Raw genomic sequence first — 20,594 nt, forward strand, 5'->3', positions numbered from 1 at the left:
GGAGAATATGATGTCAAAGCTTGAAAAAACGCACGTAACAGGGGCAAAATTTATGCTTCACGGAGGAGACTACAATCCTGATCAATGGCTGGATCGCCCTGATATTTTAGCCGATGATATCAAGCTGATGAAGCTTTCTCATACGAATACGTTTTCTGTCGGCATTTTTGCATGGAGCGCGCTTGAGCCAGAGGAGGGCGTATACCAATTTGAATGGTTGGACGATATTTTTGAACGGATTCACAGCATAGGCGGCAGGGTCATATTAGCAACACCAAGCGGAGCTCGTCCTGCCTGGCTGTCGCAAACCTATCCTGAAGTTTTGCGCGTCAATGCCTCCCGTGTCAAACAGCTTCACGGCGGAAGGCACAACCACTGCCTCACATCTAAAGTCTACCGTGAAAAAACACGTCACATCAATCGGTTACTAGCAGAACGATACGGCAATCATCCTGCGCTGTTAATGTGGCATATTTCAAATGAATACGGAGGAGAGTGCCACTGCGATCTATGCCAGCATGCTTTCAGGGAGTGGCTGAAATCGAAATATGACAACAGCCTCAAGGCATTGAACCATGCGTGGTGGACTCCTTTTTGGAGCCACACATTCAATGACTGGTCACAAATTGAAAGCCCTTCGCCGATCGGTGAAAACGGCTTACACGGCCTGAACTTAGACTGGCGCCGGTTCGTCACAGATCAAACGATTTCGTTTTATGAAAATGAAATCATTCCGCTGAAAGAACTGACGCCTGATATCCCTATCACAACGAACTTTATGGCTGACACACCGGATTTGATTCCGTATCAGGGCCTAGACTACAGCAAATTTGCGAAGCATGTCGATGTCATCAGCTGGGACGCTTATCCGGTCTGGCACAATGACTGGGAAAGCACAGCTGATTTGGCGATGAAGGTCGGCTTTATCAATGACCTGTACCGGAGCCTGAAGCAGCAGCCTTTCTTATTAATGGAGTGTACGCCAAGCGCGGTCAATTGGCATAACGTCAACAAGGCGAAGCGCCCGGGCATGAATCTGCTGTCGTCCATGCAAATGATTGCCCACGGTTCGGACAGCGTTCTCTATTTCCAATACCGCAAATCGCGCGGATCATCAGAAAAATTGCACGGGGCAATAGTAGATCATGACAATAGCCCGAAGAACCGGGTCTTTCAAGAAGTGGCCAAAACCGGCGAAACATTAGAACGGCTGTCCGAGGTTGTCGGAACGAAGAGGCCCGCTGAAACGGCTATTTTATATGACTGGGAAAATCACTGGGCGCTCGAGGATGCTCAGGGGTTTGCGAAGGCGACAAAACGTTATGCGCAAACGCTTCAGCAGCATTACCGCACGTTCTGGGAACACGATATCCCTGTCGACGTCATCACAAAAGAACAGGATTTTTCACCATATAAACTGTTGATCGTCCCGATGCTATATTTAATCAGCGAAGACACCATTTCCCGTTTGAAAACGTTTACGGCTAACGGCGGCGCCTTAGTCATGACATATATCAGCGGGATTGTAAATGAGCATGATTTAACGTATACAGGAGGATGGCATCCGGATTTGCAAGCTATTTTCGGAATTGAGCCTCTTGAAACCGACACGCTGTATCCGAAGGATCGAAATGCTGTCAGCTATCGCAGCCAAACATATGAAATGAAGGACTATGCAACCGTGATCGATGTCAAGACCGCATCAGCAGAAGCGGTGTATCAAGAAGATTTTTACGCGCGTACGCCAGCGGTGACAAGCCATCAATATCAACAGGGCAAGGCGTATTTTATCGGTGCGCGTTTGGAGGATCAATTTCACCGGGATTTTTATGAAGGGCTCATCACAGACCTGTCTCTTTCTCCTGTTTTTCCGGTTCGGCATGGAAAAGGTGTCTCCGTACAAGCGAGGCAGGATCAGGATAATGATTATATTTTTGTCATGAATTTTACGGAAGAAAAGCAGCTCGTCACGTTTGATCACAGTGTGAAGGATATGATGACAGGAGACATATTATCAGGTGACCTGACGCTGGAAAAATATGAAGTCAGAATTGTCGTAAATACACATTAGGCTGATGCTCCGCTCGATACGGGCGGATTCTTTTTCTAGCATATTTGAAAAACGCTTACTTTAGAGTGAGGGGTGGAATCATGAGGGGCAGAGTGAAAATGTTCTTTGCGGCTGCCATCGTGTGGAGTGCATTCAGTTCTACGGGAAATGCCGCTTCCATTGAGGAGCAGAAACATGTGCCTGAGCTTCGGACAGATGATCTTTTCGTTAAAAAAGTAGAGGGTATGAACAAGGACTTTATCAAAGGGGCAGATGTGTCCAGTGTTATTGCTTTAGAAAACAGCGGAGTCACCTTTTACAATACTAGAGGTAAACGCCAGGACATTTTTACAACCTTAAAACAAGCTGGCATCAACTATATTCGCGTCCGAATCTGGAATGACCCGTATGATTCAAATGGCAATGGGTATGGAGGGGGGAACAATGATGTTCAAAAAGCCATCGAAATCGGAAAAAGAGCCACAGCGAATGGAATGAAGGTGCTGGTCGACTTTCATTATTCTGATTTCTGGGCCGATCCTGCGAAACAGAAGGTACCCAAAGCTTGGGCGAATCTCAGCTTTGAAGCTAAAAAAACAAAGCTCTATGAGTATACGAAACAAAGCCTGCAAAAGATGATCAAGGAAGGCGTCGACATTGGCATGGTTCAGGTCGGAAATGAAACGACAGGGGCATTTGCAGGTGAAACCGATTGGGCGAAAATGAGCCAATTATTTAATGAAGGAAGCCGCGCGGTCAGGGAGACAGACCCAGGTATTTTGGTCGCGCTGCATTTTACCAATCCTGAAACGGCAGGAAGGTATTCATTTATTGCAGAAACACTCAGCAAAAACAAAGTGGATTATGATGTGTTTGCCAGCTCGTATTATCCTTTCTGGCACGGCACATTACAGAATTTGACCTCCGTGCTGAAGGCTGTTTCCGATACGTACGGCAAAAAAGTCATGGTGGCGGAGACATCATACACCTATACCGCTGAGGATGGCGATGGGCATGAAAATACAGCGCCAAAAAGCGGGCAGACGCTGCCATATCCAATTTCCGTTCAAGGCCAGGCGGATGCGATAAGAGATGTGATGCAGGCCGTAGCGAATACAGGCACGGCGGGACTTGGCGTTTTCTATTGGGAGCCTGCGTGGACTCCAGTCGGGCCGAAAACACAGGTAGAGAAAAACAAAGTGCTGTGGGACACATACGGGTCAGGCTGGGCCTCCAGCTATGCTGCTGAATATGACCCTGAAGATGCTGGGAAGTGGTATGGGGGAAGTGCTGTGGATAACCAAGCTTTGTTTGATGTTAACGGACACCCGCTGCCTTCCTTGCAGGTGTTTCAATATGCGGAGTCAGGCCATACCCCGAAGAAGCGCTGAAACATAAAAATCCATGAGATGTACTATCTCATGGATCATTTTATTTTAAATCAACTAATATAAAACATTCGTCATCACTTTTATGATGGGCTTCCTTATGATGATGCAGTGATGTAAGGATTTTCTCTTTCAGGTCAGCAATAGGCAAATCGGGATGATCCTTTAATAAATCAAATAAATAACATGAAGCTGTAGGGTCCATCACGCCATCCGTATATAGAAGGAGCCTTCCGCCCTCCGTGTAGGGAAGGCTGCTAGAATGAAACACCGTGTCTTCAAACATCCCGATCGGAGGCGCGGTTGCGTGCAGCGGATTTTGGGTTCCGCCGGCGCCCTGCCATAATGCTGGCGGATGTCCTGCGTTGACATAATCAATTTTTTGCCGGGCTGTATCAATCTCAAGATAAATGGCAGTACAATAATGTCTTGCTTCCTCATCATTTTGAAACAAGCTGTGGAGGTGGCGGTCTAATTCCTTCATGACTTTGACGGGGCTGAGACCTTGCGTGATCTGGCGCTGGAACAAAGGATGAAGAGACATCGTAATCAATGCAGATGAAATCCCGTGCCCCATCACATCAAGAATAATAATGCCGTAACGATGTTCATCAATTTGATAAAATCCGTATAGATCACCTGATAACTCACTGGATGCTTTGTAATAAGCGTCAATCTGAATCTGATCGTTTACAATCGGTTCAGTCAACGAGTTTTCTTGGATCTTTCTGGCGAGCTCAAGCTCTCTTTTGGTGTTTAATTTAAATTGCTGATTTTGTTTGTTGGTCTCAAGGAGTTCTTCTTGTTTGGCCTTCAGCGTTCCCAAGGCAATTTCTAACTCCGCATTGGCTTTCTGCTTGGCAAGCAAAGCTTCCTGGGCCGCGTTTTTGGCCATCAGCAGCTCATTTTCATATTCATTTCGCTTCCGCATCGGAATCAGAACACACTCGGTGACAGTTCCTCCGCTATCAGTTCTTACAACAGCATTGACAAGGACGGGAATTTCTTCTCCATCTCTAGTTTTCAGGGAAATGTATATTTCTTCAATGTGATGCTCCAGCTTCAAAAGCGGAACAAAATAAAGCTGGTAGAAAAGCTGTGCGGAAACGGTCAAAATTGTATCCATATGCTGGCCGATAACTTGTTCCTGCTCATAATTCAGAATGTTAAGCAGGGTACGGTTGACTGCTACTATCGAACCCTCTTCTGACAAAGTGAGGAAACCGCATGGTGCATCATTCAATTGTTTGTCCATTAAGAGGGTCACCTCTATCCCTTTCGTTCCTATATCACACGTATACTTTCAAATAATCGCTGATCAGCTGTATCGTCTCTTCCGGATGGCTCATGTGGGGGCAATGCCCGCGTGCCTCCATTTGTTTCAGTCTGCTATAAGGGAGGTGCTTATGCATATACTCACCTACTGCTGCCGGTGCGATGATATCATCTAAACATTGGAGAATAAGAGAGGGAACCGTCACCTTCGAAAGATCCCCCCGGTGATCAGAAAAAAACGCGGCTTTCGCGAACTGCCGGGCAATCACAGGATCAGTAGAACAAAAACGGCTTTCAAGTTCTTCCTTGATTTCAGGCCGATCTGGCTGATTCAGAACGGTTGCCGCAAATACAGTAGCCCAGCCTATATAATTTTTCTCCATCATCTCCAGCAAACCAAGGAGCTGCTCCTCCTCAAATCCTCCGAAATACTCAGGCGGATCATTCAAATAGCAAGGAGAAGGTCCCACCATCACGATATGGGAAAACAGCTCCGGGCGGCGGATCGAAGCTAGCATGCCAATTACAGCCCCAACAGAGTGCCCCACAAACACGGTTTCTCCCAGATCTAAAGCTTCACAAACATCAAGAACATCTTGGGCATAGCCGTCAAGTGTTCCGTAACGATTCAGGTCATATGCACGTAAATCCGAATTCCCCGAACCGACGTAATCAAATAAAATGACCTGATGTTCTTCTTCGAAGGCCGGCGCCACGGCATTCCACACACTTTGATCGCAGCCAAAACCAGGTGCAAAAATGATAGATGTTTTGCCGCTTCCCTTCACCTTCACATCATTTCGAGACAAAATCGCTTCGTTCATGATTGGCTCCTTTCAGCCGGAAAGTAAAATAAAGTTCAATATGTATATCATAACACTCGCCGTTTCAAGAGTGTGTCTTTCTATGAAAGTAAATAGCAGTTTAAAAGAAAGGGGACATCAGGCATAGGAGAGCTGGATGAATTGGAAGATGTAGAGGATGGATGGCCTAGGCACATGCGGTGGGGAAGAATATGACATTTGTCACTCTGATATCATGACACCCCATACTAACGTCATCTTCTCCGTCATTTTACAATCAATGTAAGCCATCAGGAGGTGCTCATGTGATGAATGAGATTGTATCAGTAAGCAATACGACAAAACATTTTCAGCAAAAAACAGCTGTAAACAACATCAACTTCAGTATGAAAAAAGGAGAAATTGCAGCTATTCTCGGACCGAATGGGGCAGGGAAGACGACCGTCATCTCCATGATCCTAGGATTGCTGAAACCGAGTAAGGGAGAAATCAAACTATTTAACCGGGTTCCCGATGATCAACAGGTTCGCGAAAAAATAGGCGTGATGCTGCAGGAAGTGAGTGTCATGCCGGGTCTGAAGGTGAGTGAAATCCTCGAACTCTTCCGAAGCTATTATCCGAATCCATTGTCCATGAAAGAACTCGTTTCGTTAACAGCACTCACAAAAGAAGATTTGAAAACAAGAGCAGAAAAATTATCCGGCGGACAAAAACGCCGTTTGAGCTTTGCTTTGGCTCTTGCCGGGAACCCGGAGCTGCTTATATTCGATGAACCGACAGTCGGGATGGACACTTCATCAAGACATCGATTCTGGCAGACTATTCATGGACTGGCGGATGAAGGAAAAACGATTATATTTTCAACTCATTATTTACAGGAAGCAGATGATGCCGCACAGCGAATCTTATTTTTTGCTGATGGACGGCTTGTGGCAGACGACTCACCAATGAAACTCCGCTCAAGGATTCAAAAACAGTCTGTTTCCTTTACATTACATTCAGATGAATCCTTGGAAAGGCTGTCTCGTCACCCGGAAGTAGAGCGGATGATCCACAAGCATAAGAGAACCATCATCCAAACATCAAATACAGACAAAGTGTTAGCGCTGATCTTTCAAGAAAACATACATGCACGCGATATCCGGATTGAGCAAGGAACGCTCGATGAGGCATTTCGCCAGCTGGCTGACGGAAACAGGGAGGCGATGTGAGTGAACATGCTGCAGAAACAAAGCATAGCTGAAATGAAAAGGGTGCTTAGGAATAAGTACTTTGTGCTTTGGTCGCTGATGATGCCGATTGCCTTTTATTATCTCTTTACCAATGTAGTGAATACCAACGTACCTGATCAACGTGCATGGGACGCCCATTACTTAATGTCGATGACAGTCTTCAGTGTGATGGGATCCTCTATCATGACGCTTGGAATCCGTATGGTTCAAGAGCGGTCACAAGGCTGGACAGCTTTTATCCGCATTACGCCTCTTCCGGATCATATCTATTTATCAGCTCAGATGATCGGCCAAAGTGTGATTCACGTTTTATCCATTACCGTCATTTTTCTGTTCGGCGCAATTATCAATGACATTGCCTTGTCACCGTTTGAATGGATCATGAGCGGACTATGGATTTTGTTTGGCGCATTGCCGTTTTTAGCGTTAGGTACACTCATCGGCCTCATGAGAAAAGTAGAAACAGCAGCCGGAATCAGTAATGTGCTTTACATGCTGCTCGCTTTAGGCGGGGGCATGTGGATGCCGTTTGAGGTCATGCCTGATATGATGCAGAACATTGGCCGGTGGCTTCCATCCTATCATTTCGGGAGCGGAGCGTGGGAACTTGTCCGAGGCGGGAGTCCGACCTGGAAAAATATTCTGGTATTAATCGCTTATTTGATGCTCTTCATGCTACTATCTAAATATATAAGAAGAAAACAAGAAGCGGTGTAATACATGAAACTCTTAACATCCATATTCCCTAGGCAATTCGGGTTTTTCCCTTATATCTTTCTGGTGTATACCATCATGCCGTTTCTTACTTTATTGAGAGAATCAGGCATCAAACAGATGATTGGATATGGCATGCTGATCTTTTTTGTCATGGCATATCGCCAGTTGTTCTGCAGTGTGGACAGAGCTTCGTTTACGTATTGGCTTATCGTGCAAATGGCGGTTATTTTTATCTATAGTGTGTTTTACAATATCACCTATATCTATTTAGGTTTTTTCCCGGCAAACTTTGTTGGTTATTACAAAGAGAAAACAAAGTTTAACCGTGCGTTCTGCGGTTTAATCTTTATGCTGCTATTCCCTTGTTTTTATCAATTACTTGCGAATTCGGTCTCGCTCCGGGAGCTTTTTTCTGTTCTCCCGTTTCTCGTTATCATGCTCATTTCTCCATTTGGAATCCGTTCTTTGTTTCGGAGAATTGAACTCGAAACCAAGCTTGCCCAAGCCAACGAACAGATAAAAGAACTCTCCAAAAGGGAGGAGCGCGTTCGAATTGCCCGTGATCTTCACGATACTCTCGGCCATACTCTGTCGCTGCTTACATTAAAAAGCCAGCTGATTCAGCGGCTGGCAACATCTGATCCAGAACGGACCCGGCTTGAAGCAAAAGAAATGGAAACAAGTTCACGAGCCGCACTCAAGCAAGTTCGTGAGCTGGTTTCTGATATGAGAACAGTCACGATGACGGAGGAGCTCGCCAACATTCAGCATATATTAAGAACTGGGAACATTACCTTTCAATACGAAGGGGACGAAGACTTTTCAGCAATATCTCCCGTCACTCAAAATATTATTAGCATGTGTATGCGGGAAGCCGTGACCAATATCATCAAGCACAGCAATGCCACCCACTGCGCCATCACCATTACCCAGTTCGCTGACAAAATGAGGATTGTCATACGGGATGACGGAAAGGGAGCGGCGAAGGAAAAAATGTTTGGGAATGGCCTGCGGGGAATGGAAGAACGGCTCATGCTCATTGAAGGGGGATTAACGCTTTCAGCTCATAACGGAACAGTTGTGACACTGACAGTTCCCCTTATAAAAAAAGCGAGAATGATAGGAGGGCGAAAAGAATGATTCGTCTGTTTATTGCTGAGGACCAGCGAATGCTGTTAGGCGCTTTGGGATCTCTGCTTGATTTAGAAGAGGATATGACAGTCATCGGACAAGCATTAAATGGGGAAGAGGCGTTAAAAGCCATTTTGAAGCTGGAGCCGGATGTATGCATTATGGACATTGAAATGCCGGTTCGAAGCGGGCTGGATGTGGCAGAGGAATTAATGAAAAAAGGCTGCGGCAGCAAGGTTATTATTTTAACCACCTTTGCCCGCCCAGGATATTTTGAACGCGCCGTCAAAGCCGGTGTACATTGTTATCTGCTGAAAGACGGCGAAATTGACGATCTGGCCGACGCCATCCGAAAGTGTGTAAAGGGAAAACGAGTCTTCAGCCCGGAGCTGACGTTTAATATGATGCGAGACGAAAATCCGCTTACTGTAAGAGAGCAAGAAATTCTGCGTCTGGCGGCTTTAGGCAAGACAACAAAAGATATTACGCTGGAACTCTATTTATCTCAAGGCACAGTCCGAAACTATATATCAGAAATCATCCAAAAGCTCGATGCGAAAAATCGGACAGAAGCAGCCAGCATTGCTGAGGAAAAAGGATGGATTTAATGTAGACCTGGTTATTTATAGCCAGGTTTTTTTGTTCATCTGGTTATTTATGGTTGAAATATTCAGTACGACTGTATATTATGGAACTATACAGTTGTACTGAATATGGAGGCCGATATATGAATGAAAATAAGCATTTGCCGCTGACTGAGACTGTTTACTATGTACTTTTATCTTTGTTACATCCTGCTCACGGCTACATCATTATGAAAAATATTGAAGATCTTAGCGGCGGAAGAGTTAAAATGGCGCCTGGAACTCTTTATGGCGCAATCGAAAACTTATTGAAGCATCAATTGATAGAGCCTTATCCAAGTGAAGACCGCCGCAGAAAAACATATATCATCACTGAACTTGGAAGAAGTGTATTAAGGAAGGACATGGAGAGAATGGAGCGGCTGGTTGAGATAACAAGGCAGGAGTTAAATAAAAAGGGGGAGGCCATATGAAGAAATACAGATATTTTACGGACATAGACTGTGAGGAACAGTGGCTCAATAAGATGGCAGATAAGGGGTACGGATTGAAAGGAAAGGGGTTTTTTTCCTATCGGTTTGCAGACGAAGCAACGTCAGACCCTTCTATCGTCAAAATAGACTATCGCACCTTTAAACATCCGGAGGATTTTACTGATTATCGCACTCTATTTGAAGACAGCGGATGGAAGCATCTTTTCAGTTCACAAGGCCTGCATTATTTTAGAAAAGAGAACTCCAGTGCATCAGACGATATTTTTTCTGATGCAGAATCCAGAGCTGGAAGATACAAACGCTTATTTCAAGCGTACTTTGCACTTTCATTTATATTCTTATCCTTCATCCTGACTCTCTTTACTGCCAATGCTTTGAATACTGATTTATTTATCCGTCCCCAGAGTTTGTATTATACGCCGGGACTGTGGGATAAGACCGGAGCAACTTTTATCAGGGCCTTTTTGTTTGAAACACCTTTTGCACTGATGAGAGGGGGAGCGGGATGGATTGTTCTCCTCAGCGCTCTTAGCTTCTTTTATCTATTTGTGAAAACATATAAAAAGTACAGGAAGTGCCTGTATGACCATTAAAAAGTGTGTTGCACCATGAACGTCTGTCCAGTGAAACAGGCGTTTTTTATTGCAGGAATGTATAGAAAACCCTTCCCTTCCATTATCAGAATAGTGTACGATATTCATATAGTTATTTTAACTCAGGTCATCAGATGACCTGATCATATATTGGGGATGAGAGAGGGGTTCATCATGAAAGTCTCACTTTTTGTCACTTGTCTTGTTGATATGTTTCAAACAAATGTCGGAAAAGCAACAGTTGAGCTGCTGGAGCGCCTTGGGTGTGAGGTTGATTTTCCGGAGGGGCAGATCTGCTGCGGGCAGCCGGCTTACAACAGCGGCTATGTGAATGACGCCAAAAAAGCAATGAAACGGATGATCGAAACGTTTCAGGATTCCGAATATGTCGTCAGCCCTTCCGGTTCCTGCACGACGATGTTCCGGGAGTATCCGCACCTGTTTCAGGATGATCCGAAATGGGCAGACAAAGCGCAAAAGCTTGCCGATAAAACGTATGAACTGACGGATTTTATCGTGAACGTCCTTGGGATAGAGGATGTCGGCGCGACCCTTCATACAAAAGCAACCTTACATACGTCGTGCCATATGACAAGGCTGCTCGGGGTTCGGGAGGAGCCAATGAAGCTTCTGAGCCATGTGAAGGGCCTAGAATTCACAGCGCTTCCGGGCAAACATAACTGCTGCGGATTCGGAGGAACGTTCTCCGTCAAAATGGCGCAGATCTCTGAGCAGATGGTCGATGAAAAAGTCGCATGCGTGGGGGAAACGGGAGCAGAGGTGCTGATCGGTGCTGACTGCGGCTGTTTGATGAATATCGGGGGACGGCTTGATCGTAAAGACAAGAATGTCAAAGTGATGCACATCGCCGAAGTGCTCAACAGCAGATAAAACTGGATTCAGAGGGGGAAAGGATCATGGCGATGAAAATCGGTACTGACGCTTTTAAAGAGCGGGTATCACAGGGGATCGATAATGAATTTATGAGAGGCGCTGTTTCGGGGGCGCAGGAGCGTTTGCGGACACGGCGCCTTGAAGCAGCCGAAGAGCTGGGAAACTGGGAGGAGTGGCGCTCGCTATCAGAGGAAATCAGGCAGCATGTTCTTGAAAACCTCGATTTCTATCTCGGCCAGCTAGCCGAAAATGTGGCGAAAAGAGGGGGGCATGTCTATTTCGCGGAAACAGCGGAAGAGGCATCTTCTTATATTCGCGATGTCATTCAAAAGAAGAATGGGAAGAAAATCGTAAAATCAAAATCAATGGTCACAGAGGAAATCAATCTGAATGAGGTGCTGGAACAGGAAGGCTGCGAAGTCGTCGAAACCGACCTCGGCGAGTATATTTTGCAGATTGATGATCATGATCCGCCTTCACATATCGTAGCGCCCGCCCTTCATAAAAATAAAGAACAGATACGCGATGTATTTAAAGAAAGGCTGGACTATCAACATACAGAAAAACCGGAAGAGCTAGTGATGCATGCGCGCGCCATCCTCCGGGAAAAGTTTCTGGAGGCGGATATTGGCATTACCGGCTGTAACTTCGCCATTGCTGATACGGGTTCTGTCAGCCTTGTGACCAATGAAGGAAATGGACGGCTTGTGAGCACCTTGCCGAAAACGCAAATCACTGTGATGGGAATGGAGCGGATTGTCCCGTCATTTTCTGAATTTGAAGTCCTTGTCAGCATGCTGACAAGAAGCGCTGTCGGACAGCGGCTGACAAGTTATATTACGGCTTTAACAGGACCGAAGCTGGAAGGGGAAGTGGACGGGCCGGAGGAATTCCATCTTGTCATTGTTGACAATGGCCGGTCCAATATTCTCGGAACGGAATTCCAATCCGTGCTGCAATGTATCCGCTGTGCAGCTTGTATCAATGTCTGCCCTGTGTATCGCCATGTCGGCGGACACTCATACGGCTCCATCTATTCGGGGCCGATCGGAGCGGTTTTATCGCCGTTGCTCGGAGGTTATGACGATTTTAAGGAGCTGCCGTACGCGTCTACATTGTGCGCGGCTTGTTCTGAAGCCTGTCCGGTCAAAATTCCGCTTCATGAGCTGCTTCTCAAGCATCGCCAGAACATCGTCGAAAAAGAAGGCAGAGCACCGATCAGTGAAAAGCTTGCGATGAAAGCGTTCGGACTTGGCGCGTCCTCTTTGTCGCTTTATAAAATGGGCTCAAAATGGGCGCCAGCCGCCATGACGCCTTTTACAGAGGACGAAAAAATTTCGAAAGGGCCGGGCCCGCTCAAAAGCTGGACACAGATCCGCGATTTCCCGGCACCGCATAAATCGAGATTCAGAGATTGGTTTACGGACAGAGAAACAAGTGAACGCACGAAGGAGGAGCAGTGATGACGAAGGGAAACGTTCAGAATCAGGAGAGCTTTTTAAACCGAATCGCATCACGCCTGGGCCGTGAAAGAAGAACAGGGGGCGTGGCAGTCCCTGAGTGGGCGCATCAGCCGCAATATCAAACACTTAAAGGATATTCAGCGGATGACTTAGTCACAGTCCTCAAAAACCATTGCGTTAAAATCCATACAGAGCTGATTGAAACGGATTCAACCGGCCTTTACGATGCCCTCCGTGAGCAGGTCAGCCGGTTTTCCGGAGGCCCTGTCATCATTCCGAAGGACCCCCGCTTTGAAGAATACGGACTAAAAAGCTTGCTCACCAAGGACTGGCCGGGCGAAGGAACGCCGGTCTGGGAGTGGGATGCTGACAAAGGCGAAGAAAATATCAAAAAAGCGGAGCAAGCCAATGTAGGGATCACATTCAGTGAAATCACACTGGCTGAGTCGGGGACGGTTGTCCTCTTTTCCTCAAAAGACATCGGCCGGTCTGTCAGCCTTCTGCCGACGACCTATATTGCGATTGTCCCGAAATCAAGCATTGTGCCAAGAATGACGCAAGCCAGTGAAATCATCCGTCAAAACATTGCGGACGGCGTCACTGTTCCTTCATGCATCAACTACATTACCGGACCGAGTAACTCAGCCGACATCGAAATGGATTTGGTCGTCGGGGTGCACGGACCTGTAAAAGCCGCATACATTCTCGTTTCTGACCGTTGATTTTAAAAGCCCGGCATATGCCGGGCTTTCTGCTTGAAAAAAACTTCAACTATCCAATTTTTTGGCCGATGAGAAGAGTATGACTTGAAAAAGGAGGAAGTGCGATGAAAAAATGGCTGATTATAGCTGTTTCACTGGCGATTGCGATCGTGCTGTTTATGTATACACAAACAGAAGCGAAGGCAGCCGGCGTAACATTAGGCTACACGACTGGGGATACGGCCTCATACAATTCTCTAACGAAGTATCATACATACATGAATGCCATCGCTACAGATACGTTTGCGTTTGAAAAAAACGGACAAGTCATTGGCGATGCCCCAAGCAAGCAGCTGACATATGCGAAAAAGAAAAAAATCAAGACCTGGGCTGTGATTTCAAACTATAATGACGGCATTTACGATTTTGACGGAGATTTAGCGAGTCGAGTCATGAGTAATAAAACAGCGAAAAAACGATTCACAGATCAGCTAATAGCACTGGCTAAAAAGCACTCATACTACGGTATCAATATCGATTTTGAAGCAGTGAATCCAGAAGACCGATCCAAATACTCACGCTTCATTCAAGATGTCTCACAGGCTCTAAAAAAGAAACAGATCAAAACAATGGTTTCCGTTCCGGCCAAAAGCGCAGATGATCAAAACGATGAATGGAGCTGGCCGTATGATTATGCGAAAATCGGTAAATATGCCGACTACGTACAAGTCATGACTTACGACGAACACGGCATTTGGGGCGAGCCGGGCTCAGTGGCAAGCACAAGCTGGATCAAAAGCTCTCTGCAGTTTTCGGTTAAAAAAATCAAAGCCAATAAAGTCATCATGGGAATCCCGGCGTACGGTTATGACTGGGATATGAAAGACGGCAGCGGGAGCACAATGTGGGAATGGAATGAACTCAAGTCCCTCATCAAAAAGCAAAAAGCAAAGCCGGCATTCAACAAAAAGTCAGGTTCGATGACGTTTTCTTACGTTGACAAAAAGAAGCATAAACATGTCGTGTGGTATGAAAACGAAAAAACCATTCAAACGAAAAGCCACCTGGCAAAGCAATATAAAATAGCAGGTGTCTCAGTCTACGCATTAGGAAACGAGTCAGAATCCTTTTGGAAAGCCATTCAAAAAGGGACAAAATAACAGTTTCTTTTTTTTCTGAAGTTATTGACAGGGAAAAGAGAAGCACGTATATTATGTTAATATATTCAGATCGTAAAATTTAAGTTTTTCAGAAAACTAAAACACATAGATTGGGAGCAGTAAAAGAAAGTGATCAGAACAGAGAGCTGCGGGATGGTGCGACGCAGCCTGATTCTTCTTTGAACTCGCCCGGGAGTGGTAAGACGAAACGGAATAGATTGAATATTCCCCATGTTTTAACGGCTAACCTTCGTTACAGGTCAAAAGCTGGATTCTTCATGAAGAATCAACAAGAGTGGTACCGCGGTCAGCCGAAGGCTCGTCGTCTCTTTATCTATTAGATTAGATAGGAGACGGCGGGCTTTTTTGTTTTTGAAAATGAGAAGGAGAGGTACAAGAGGATGAAAAAGGACAATCAGACGTTAAAACGCACGATGACGTCCCGCCACATTATGATGATGGCGCTGGGCGGAGCAATCGGCGCAGGTTTATTCAAAGGGAGCAGCTCAGCGATTGATGTGGCAGGGCCATCTGTCATTATCGCTTACCTGCTCGGCGGCATTATTTTGCTGTTTATTATGCAGGGGCTTGCGGAAATGGCTGTGCGCAATCGAAACGCCAGAACCTTCCGGGATCTTGTTCAACAGGTATTAGGGAATTACGCTGCTTATTTCTTGGATTGGATATACTGGAAAATGTGGGTGCTTAATATTGCGGCTGAAGCTGTTGTGGCTGCGATCTTTATTCAATATTGGCTGCCGGGCTGCCCGATCTGGGTTTTGGCATTAGGGATTTCTCTTATCGTCACGATTGTGAACTTGCTTTCTGTTAAAATCTTCGCCGAAACCGAATATTGGCTGGCAATGATCAAGATTACTGTTATTATTCTCTTTATTATATTAGGATTGTTGCTCTTATTTGTATCATTCGGTGATCATACAGCTGCCGGGTTTTCAAACCTGACAGAGCACGGCGGATTTTTCCCGCACGGCGGCACAGGGCTGATTACGGCGATGCTTGTCGTGATCTACTCTTACGGCGGTACAGAAATTATCGGTGTAACGCTTGCTGAAACAAAGAATCCGGAAAAGGTTGTTCCGAAAGCTGTCCGAAGCACACTGACACGGATTGTCGCGTTCTACCTGCTGCCGTTTTTCATCATCGTCAGCCTGATTCCATGGAATCAAGTCAATTCCGTTCCGGAAAGTCCTTTCGTTATGGTCTTTAAAATGGTAGGTATTCCGGGCGCGGATCATATTATGAACGCAGTCATCCTGCTGGCGATCATTTCTTCTATGAATTCAGGTTTATACGGATCATCACGCATTTTATATACACAGGCTACTGACGGAAGGCTTCCGAAGATCTTTTCGAAGCTTTCATCGAAAAACGTGCCGATGTTTGCGATTCTGATGTGCACCTCCTCTCTCTATATTGGCGTATTGATTTCTCTGTTCGCAGGAAGCCAAACGTTTAATTACTTAATGGGATCATTGGGGTATACCGTTTTATTCATTTGGCTGATCATCGGATTCGCTCATTTGAAATCGAGAAAAGAGCAAACAGAAACACCGGCCTATTATGTAAAATGGTTCCCGTACACCACATGGTTTGCGATTCTGGCGTTACTCGCCATTCTGATCGGGGTCATCCTGACAACGTCAATTGTCATTACCAGCATTACTGCGGCGATCTACCTTTTGATTACAGTTGTATATTTGGTCAAAGGACGCAAGCATCAGTAAATAAGGAACCCTCTTGTCACATCCGACAAGAGGGTTTTTATTATTGTGCAGCCTTCTTCTTTACACAGATCGCTGCTGCTTTTTGTGCTTTTGATTTTGAATTCACGAGGCAGATGCTCGTCACAATCAGCAGCAGACCCGCCAATAGGCTATAGGTGAGCGGTTCATGCAGGAAAATAGAGCTGGCCACGATCGAAATGAGCGGAATCAAAAAAGTATAGGAAGCGACCTTGCTTGCTTCTCCTGAACCGACAAGTGTAAAAAAGATAAGCCAACCGAGTGCGATAACGAATACAGAGATGAACAGCAGGCTCGTGATAAACGGAGCTGTCCATTGGATCGCAGAAAAGCTTTCTGTCCAAAGGCCGGATATAAGCAGAAACACGCTGCCGATCGTCAGATGCAAGGCGACCATCCAGATGGAATCGACACGACTGCCTGTTTTTTTCATATATACTGTTCCGAGCGCCCAGCTGAGTGCGGAGCCGAGAGCCAGCAGAACCCCAATAACAGAAATATGCCCGCCAAAGCCTGCGGCACTAATGACAGCTACTCCTGTAAAACCGAGGGTCAGCCCGATTACTTTCATGGCAAACATGGATTCGCCGAGCCACACCCAAGAAAACACGCCCATCAGAACCGGCTGAAAAAAGACGATCGCGGAAAACAGGCCCGCTGGAAGGTAGTTCAGCCCGATCGTTTGCAGGCCGTAGAATAACGTAATATTTAAAAGTGCAGAAATTAGATAAATCGGCCATGTTTCTTTTAAGCGCAATTTATGAATACGCGGCAGTGCGACAATGACTAATAAAAGCCCGCCGATCAGCGTCCGGATGCCCGCGAACAACAATGGCGGCGAATAGGCGAGCGCTGCTTTTGACAGCGGCCAATTGATGCCCCACATGATGACGAGAAAGGCGAGCAGGAGCGCTGTCCGCGTTTTTGAGAGCTGTTTCACTTTTCAATCACTCCTTGTAGAACTTTTCCATTATGATACTGTAGAATATAAGATAAATAAAATGAATCTTTTTTATAAGGAGCATAAGTAAATTGTTATGACCATTACACAATTAAGGGTTTTCGTGAAAATTGCTGAAACGGGAAGCTTTACAAAAGCGGGGCAGGCGCTGAACATGACACAGCCGGCTGTCAGCCATGCGATTTCCGCGATTGAAGCTGAGCTTGATGTGAAGCTGATCATTCGTGACCGCCGCAATGGCCTGATGCTGACCGAGACGGGGAAAAAAATCTTAGTCCACATCAGGGAAGTCTTAAAAGGCATTGAAAAAGTTGAGCAAGTCGCAGCCGCGGAAAAAGGGCTTGAACTGGGAACGATCCATATCGGCACATTCTCAACTGCCTCGGCTTATTTTATGCCGAAGCTGATCAGTGAGTTTAAACAAAAATATCCAAAACTGGAGCTCGTGCTGCACGAGGGAACTGTAAATGAAGTCAAGGAGTGGCTTCACACACGGATGATAGATGTCGGCATTCTTCTGTATCCAACAGAGGAGATGGAATACATTCGGCTGAAAAAAGACAAAATGACCGTCGTGCTCAGGGACGATCATCCGCTTTGCAGCCGTTCGGCTATTACGCTGAAAGATCTCGACCGTGAACCGATGATCGTCTGTGACGGCGGCTATGAATCGCCTTTTATCGATATGTTCAGGCAGGCGGGTGCTACGCTTCACGCCGCTTTCACAGTCTATAACATGAACACCTCGGTCAATATGATCAGAGAAGGATTGGGCCTGGCGATTTTATCAGAAATGTCCATGTCGGGCATGCCGCTGCCAGAGCATGTGGTGACGCGGGATTTGGACCCGCAGGTGTACCGTGATGTGCAGCTTGCTGTTCCGTCACTCAAGGAGGCTTCTCTGGCGGCTAAGCTATTCATTGATATGGCGCAGGAATTGTTTGGTGCAGAATAACGGTGCCAACCCGTTCGTTTTATATTGTTCGAATTTCATCGAATCAAATTCTTTTATTCCTGATTGCAGTTGTGTTATGGTGTGAGAGAAGTCCTTTCGATCATGACTTGACAGCTTGAGGCTGTTTACTGATATCACAATTGCAAAGGAGAAAAACATGTCTACTCAACAACGCAAAGATACCTTGCTTTCTGTCTTGAATTTATCTCCGGTTGTTCAGGGAGGAACGATTGCAGAATCATTCCGAAACAGCATGGACTTGGCGCGCCGTGCGGAGGAATGGGGCTATCACCGCTACTGGCTCGCTGAGCATCATAATATAGAAGGTGTCGCAAGCTCTGCCACCGCGGTTTTGATCGGCCATATTGCCGGCGGCACAAAGAAAATCCGCGTCGGCTCCGGCGGCATTATGCTTCCGAACCACTCTTCACTAGTGATAGCTGAGGAATTCGGCACACTGGAAACGCTGTATCCCGGACGGATTGATCTGGGGCTCGGACGTGCGCCGGGAACAGATCAATTGACAGCAAGAGCGCTCCGCAGAAACATCAGCAGCGGTGAAGATTTCCCAGAACAATTAGAGGAACTGCGCAATTACTTTAAACCGTCCGGAAATGTGCGCAATCAAGTCCGCGCCATTCCAGGAGAGGGTATAGATGTGCCGATTTGGCTGCTGGGATCAAGCGGCTTCAGCGCCCGACTGGCAGGCGAACTGGGTCTTCCGTTTGCGTTCGCCGCTCATTTCTCGCCGGCGAATACGGTTCCCGCTTTGGAGCTGTACCGCAATTCGTTTACGCCGTCAGAAGTGCTCGACGAACCGTATGCAATGGTCGGTGTAACGATTATCGCCGCAGATACAAACGAGAAAGCGCAGCATCTGGCTACATCGCATTACCAGCGATTCCTTGATCTAGTACGCGGCACGCCGAACCAGTTGAAGCCGCCTGTTGAGGATATGGATCAAATCTGGAGCCCGTATGAAAAAGCGATGGTCAATGAACAGCTGAGCTCCACGATTGTCGGCGGTCCGGAAGAAGTGAAGGCGAAGCTAGAAGACTTTGTCAAAACGACACAGGCTGATGAAATTATGGTCAACTCAGAAACCTTTGAACACGCTGACAGAATGCGTTCATTTGAAATCGTGGCTGACATTTGGAAAAACAGATAAAGGCCATAAAAAAAAGCAATGTAAAGGGGGAAACCCATACATTGCTTTTTTATTCATTCAGCTTTCTTGTGGACTGGCGGATGATCAGCTCAGGCTCAAAAATGACATCTTCCTGCTTAGGCTTTCTATGCTCTAAACAGTCAATAACATATTTTGCAGCCGCTTTTCCCAGCACAGACTTCGGGTGCTTCACAGAGGTTAATTTCACCTCGGAGATTTGCGCGAAATGAGAATCATCATACCCAACGATGGACATATCCTCAGGCACTTTGATATCCATCTCCCGCAGCATATCAATCACCTTCAGCGCAATTTCATCGTTATAACAAAGTATGGCTGTCGGCATATGCTTGCTGTTTTTCTCCAATGTGGCTTTCACTTTCTCCAGCAGTCTTGATTCTTTTTCTTCCGTCGTAAACGTCACAATCATATCCGGAGAAGGGAATAACTCACGCTCACGATGCGCCTGTATAAATCCGTTCATCCGTTTGACACCCTGCGTGTCATCAGCTTTAAAAATACCCATCATGTGCGTATGGCCGAGAGAGAGCAGGTGCTCGGCCGCCATCACACCGCCTTTCACATCATCCAGAGTAAAACTTGGTGCGGCAAGCTCGGCGTATGACGCATTAATCATCGCAAAAGGAATGCCGTTTTTCTCTAAATTAAGATAGTAGCCAATATTCGGCGTTTGCAGAGCGCTTTTTGTCGGTTCTACAATCAATCCGTCAATATGCTGTGACAGCAGGTTTTCTAATCCTCTGCGTTCATTGTCCGGATTGTTGTTTGTGCTGGTCAATAGCATAGAATATCCCTGCTCGCTTAAATAGGATTCGATTCCTCTAATGATGCTCGGGAAAATATAGTCTGATATGTAGGTTGTCAGAACACCGATCGTTTTATTGGAATGCAGCGCTGACTTAGCAGAGCGTGAAGCGACAAAGGTGCCCCCGCCTTGCACGCTGTACAGCAGACCTTGTGATACGAGGTCTCCGATCGCTTTGCGAATGGTATGCCGGCTGACGCCGAATTGCTGCATTAATTCGTTTTCGGTAGGGATCTTTTGATCGGGCAGTATTTTGCCCTGATTAATCCATGAACTGATTTCTTCTTTTACTTGAGCGTATTTTGGTAACATATCCATTCCTCCAAAATGTATACGGACAAATTTCAGTATATCACAGTGATCTATACAAGAAAACATTGACAGAAAATGCAAACGGGATTATCCTATATTTGTACGTACTAATAAACAATAATTT

The 20,594-nt window shown here is 46.1% G+C and carries 19 protein-coding genes and 1 other annotated feature; of the genes, 15 read left to right on the top strand and 4 right to left on the bottom strand.

What is annotated here, in order from left to right; translation table 11 throughout:
- Positions 1-7: 7 nt before the first annotated feature.
- Together ganA and AC0C66_RS11920 are read left to right on the top strand one after the other, a co-directional pair.
- Positions 8-2,071 (top strand): beta-galactosidase GanA, encoded by a 2,064-nt coding sequence (ganA, locus tag AC0C66_RS11915; protein ID WP_014115225.1) that lies wholly within the window; start codon positions 8-10, stop codon positions 2,069-2,071.
- Positions 2,072-2,151: 80 nt separating this feature from the next.
- Positions 2,152-3,441, top strand: a complete 1,290-nt coding sequence (locus tag AC0C66_RS11920; RefSeq protein ID WP_472963031.1) for an arabinogalactan endo-1,4-beta-galactosidase — start codon at positions 2,152-2,154, stop codon at positions 3,439-3,441.
- A gap of 40 nt (positions 3,442-3,481) precedes the next feature.
- On the opposite strand, the gene AC0C66_RS11925 is transcribed toward AC0C66_RS11920, so the two are convergent.
- Both AC0C66_RS11925 and AC0C66_RS11930 read right to left on the bottom strand, forming a co-directional pair.
- A complete protein-coding gene (locus AC0C66_RS11925) occupies positions 3,482-4,693 on the bottom strand; it encodes a SpoIIE family protein phosphatase (protein WP_326197875.1) in 1,212 nt (403 codons plus the stop codon).
- Positions 4,694-4,727: 34 nt separating this feature from the next.
- Positions 4,728-5,537: an alpha/beta fold hydrolase gene (locus tag AC0C66_RS11930; protein WP_461845742.1), complete on the bottom strand. Its 810-nt coding sequence runs from the start codon at positions 5,535-5,537 to the stop codon at positions 4,728-4,730.
- Between the two features lie 284 nt (positions 5,538-5,821).
- On the opposite strand from AC0C66_RS11930, the gene AC0C66_RS11935 reads away from it, so the two are divergent.
- From AC0C66_RS11935 to AC0C66_RS11985, 11 genes are all read left to right on the top strand, one after another.
- Complete coding sequence (locus AC0C66_RS11935) at positions 5,822-6,727, top strand: ABC transporter ATP-binding protein (protein WP_461845741.1); 906 nt, start codon at positions 5,822-5,824, stop codon at positions 6,725-6,727.
- Positions 6,728-7,465: an ABC transporter permease gene (locus tag AC0C66_RS11940; RefSeq protein WP_003219923.1), complete on the top strand. Its 738-nt coding sequence runs from the start codon at positions 6,728-6,730 to the stop codon at positions 7,463-7,465.
- A gap of 3 nt (positions 7,466-7,468) precedes the next feature.
- Positions 7,469-8,605, top strand: a complete 1,137-nt coding sequence (locus AC0C66_RS11945; RefSeq protein ID WP_061187901.1) for a sensor histidine kinase — start codon at positions 7,469-7,471, stop codon at positions 8,603-8,605.
- Positions 8,602-9,204, top strand: a complete 603-nt coding sequence (gene yvfU / locus AC0C66_RS11950; RefSeq protein ID WP_072183261.1) for a two-component system response regulator YvfU — start codon at positions 8,602-8,604, stop codon at positions 9,202-9,204. Before AC0C66_RS11945 ends, yvfU begins: the two co-directional genes overlap by 4 nt.
- A 119-nt stretch (positions 9,205-9,323) precedes the next feature.
- Positions 9,324-9,653 carry a PadR family transcriptional regulator gene (locus AC0C66_RS11955; protein WP_014115218.1) on the top strand — a complete coding sequence of 110 codons (330 nt, stop codon included), beginning with the start codon at positions 9,324-9,326 and terminating at the stop codon, positions 9,651-9,653.
- Complete coding sequence (locus AC0C66_RS11960) at positions 9,650-10,267, top strand: DUF2812 domain-containing protein (RefSeq protein WP_003219931.1); 618 nt, start codon at positions 9,650-9,652, stop codon at positions 10,265-10,267. The genes AC0C66_RS11955 and AC0C66_RS11960 overlap by 4 nt, the downstream gene beginning before the upstream one ends.
- A gap of 174 nt (positions 10,268-10,441) precedes the next feature.
- Positions 10,442-11,158 carry a lactate utilization iron-sulfur protein LutA gene (gene lutA / locus AC0C66_RS11965; RefSeq protein WP_072183260.1) on the top strand — a complete coding sequence of 239 codons (717 nt, stop codon included), beginning with the start codon at positions 10,442-10,444 and terminating at the stop codon, positions 11,156-11,158.
- A 26-nt stretch (positions 11,159-11,184) separates the two neighbouring features.
- Positions 11,185-12,624: a lactate utilization iron-sulfur protein LutB gene (gene lutB, locus AC0C66_RS11970; protein ID WP_014115214.1), complete on the top strand. Its 1,440-nt coding sequence runs from the start codon at positions 11,185-11,187 to the stop codon at positions 12,622-12,624.
- Complete coding sequence (gene lutC, locus AC0C66_RS11975; RefSeq protein ID WP_014115213.1) at positions 12,624-13,346, top strand: lactate utilization protein LutC; 723 nt, start codon at positions 12,624-12,626, stop codon at positions 13,344-13,346. Before lutB ends, lutC begins: the two co-directional genes overlap by 1 nt.
- A gap of 104 nt (positions 13,347-13,450) precedes the next feature.
- A complete protein-coding gene (locus AC0C66_RS11980; RefSeq protein ID WP_072183259.1) occupies positions 13,451-14,485 on the top strand; it encodes a glycosyl hydrolase family 18 protein in 1,035 nt (344 codons plus the stop codon).
- 97 nt (positions 14,486-14,582) lie between these two features.
- Positions 14,583-14,818, top strand: a binding site (T-box leader).
- Between the two features lie 68 nt (positions 14,819-14,886).
- Positions 14,887-16,230 carry an amino acid permease gene (locus AC0C66_RS11985; protein ID WP_014115210.1) on the top strand — a complete coding sequence of 448 codons (1,344 nt, stop codon included), beginning with the start codon at positions 14,887-14,889 and terminating at the stop codon, positions 16,228-16,230.
- Between the two features lie 40 nt (positions 16,231-16,270).
- Here AC0C66_RS11985 and AC0C66_RS11990 read toward each other — a convergent pair whose 3' ends face one another.
- Positions 16,271-17,188, bottom strand: coding sequence for a DMT family transporter (locus AC0C66_RS11990; RefSeq protein WP_072183258.1), 918 nt, complete (start codon positions 17,186-17,188; stop codon positions 16,271-16,273).
- A 97-nt stretch (positions 17,189-17,285) separates the two neighbouring features.
- Here AC0C66_RS11990 and AC0C66_RS11995 point away from each other — a divergent pair, with 97 nt between their 5' ends.
- Positions 17,286-18,164: a LysR family transcriptional regulator gene (locus AC0C66_RS11995; protein ID WP_014115208.1), complete on the top strand. Its 879-nt coding sequence runs from the start codon at positions 17,286-17,288 to the stop codon at positions 18,162-18,164.
- A gap of 157 nt (positions 18,165-18,321) precedes the next feature.
- The gene (locus AC0C66_RS12000) at positions 18,322-19,332 is read left to right on the top strand and encodes an LLM class flavin-dependent oxidoreductase (protein WP_461845740.1); all 1,011 of its coding nucleotides are present in this window, start codon (positions 18,322-18,324) and stop codon (positions 19,330-19,332) included.
- 49 nt (positions 19,333-19,381) lie between these two features.
- Here the strand turns inward: AC0C66_RS12000 and araR are convergent, their stop codons facing one another.
- Entirely contained in the window at positions 19,382-20,470 is a 1,089-nt protein-coding gene (araR, locus tag AC0C66_RS12005; protein ID WP_326197865.1) for an arabinose utilization transcriptional regulator AraR, read from the bottom strand.
- Positions 20,471-20,594: the final 124 nt, after the last annotated feature.

The organism is Bacillus sp. VA13 (genome assembly GCF_055710085.1).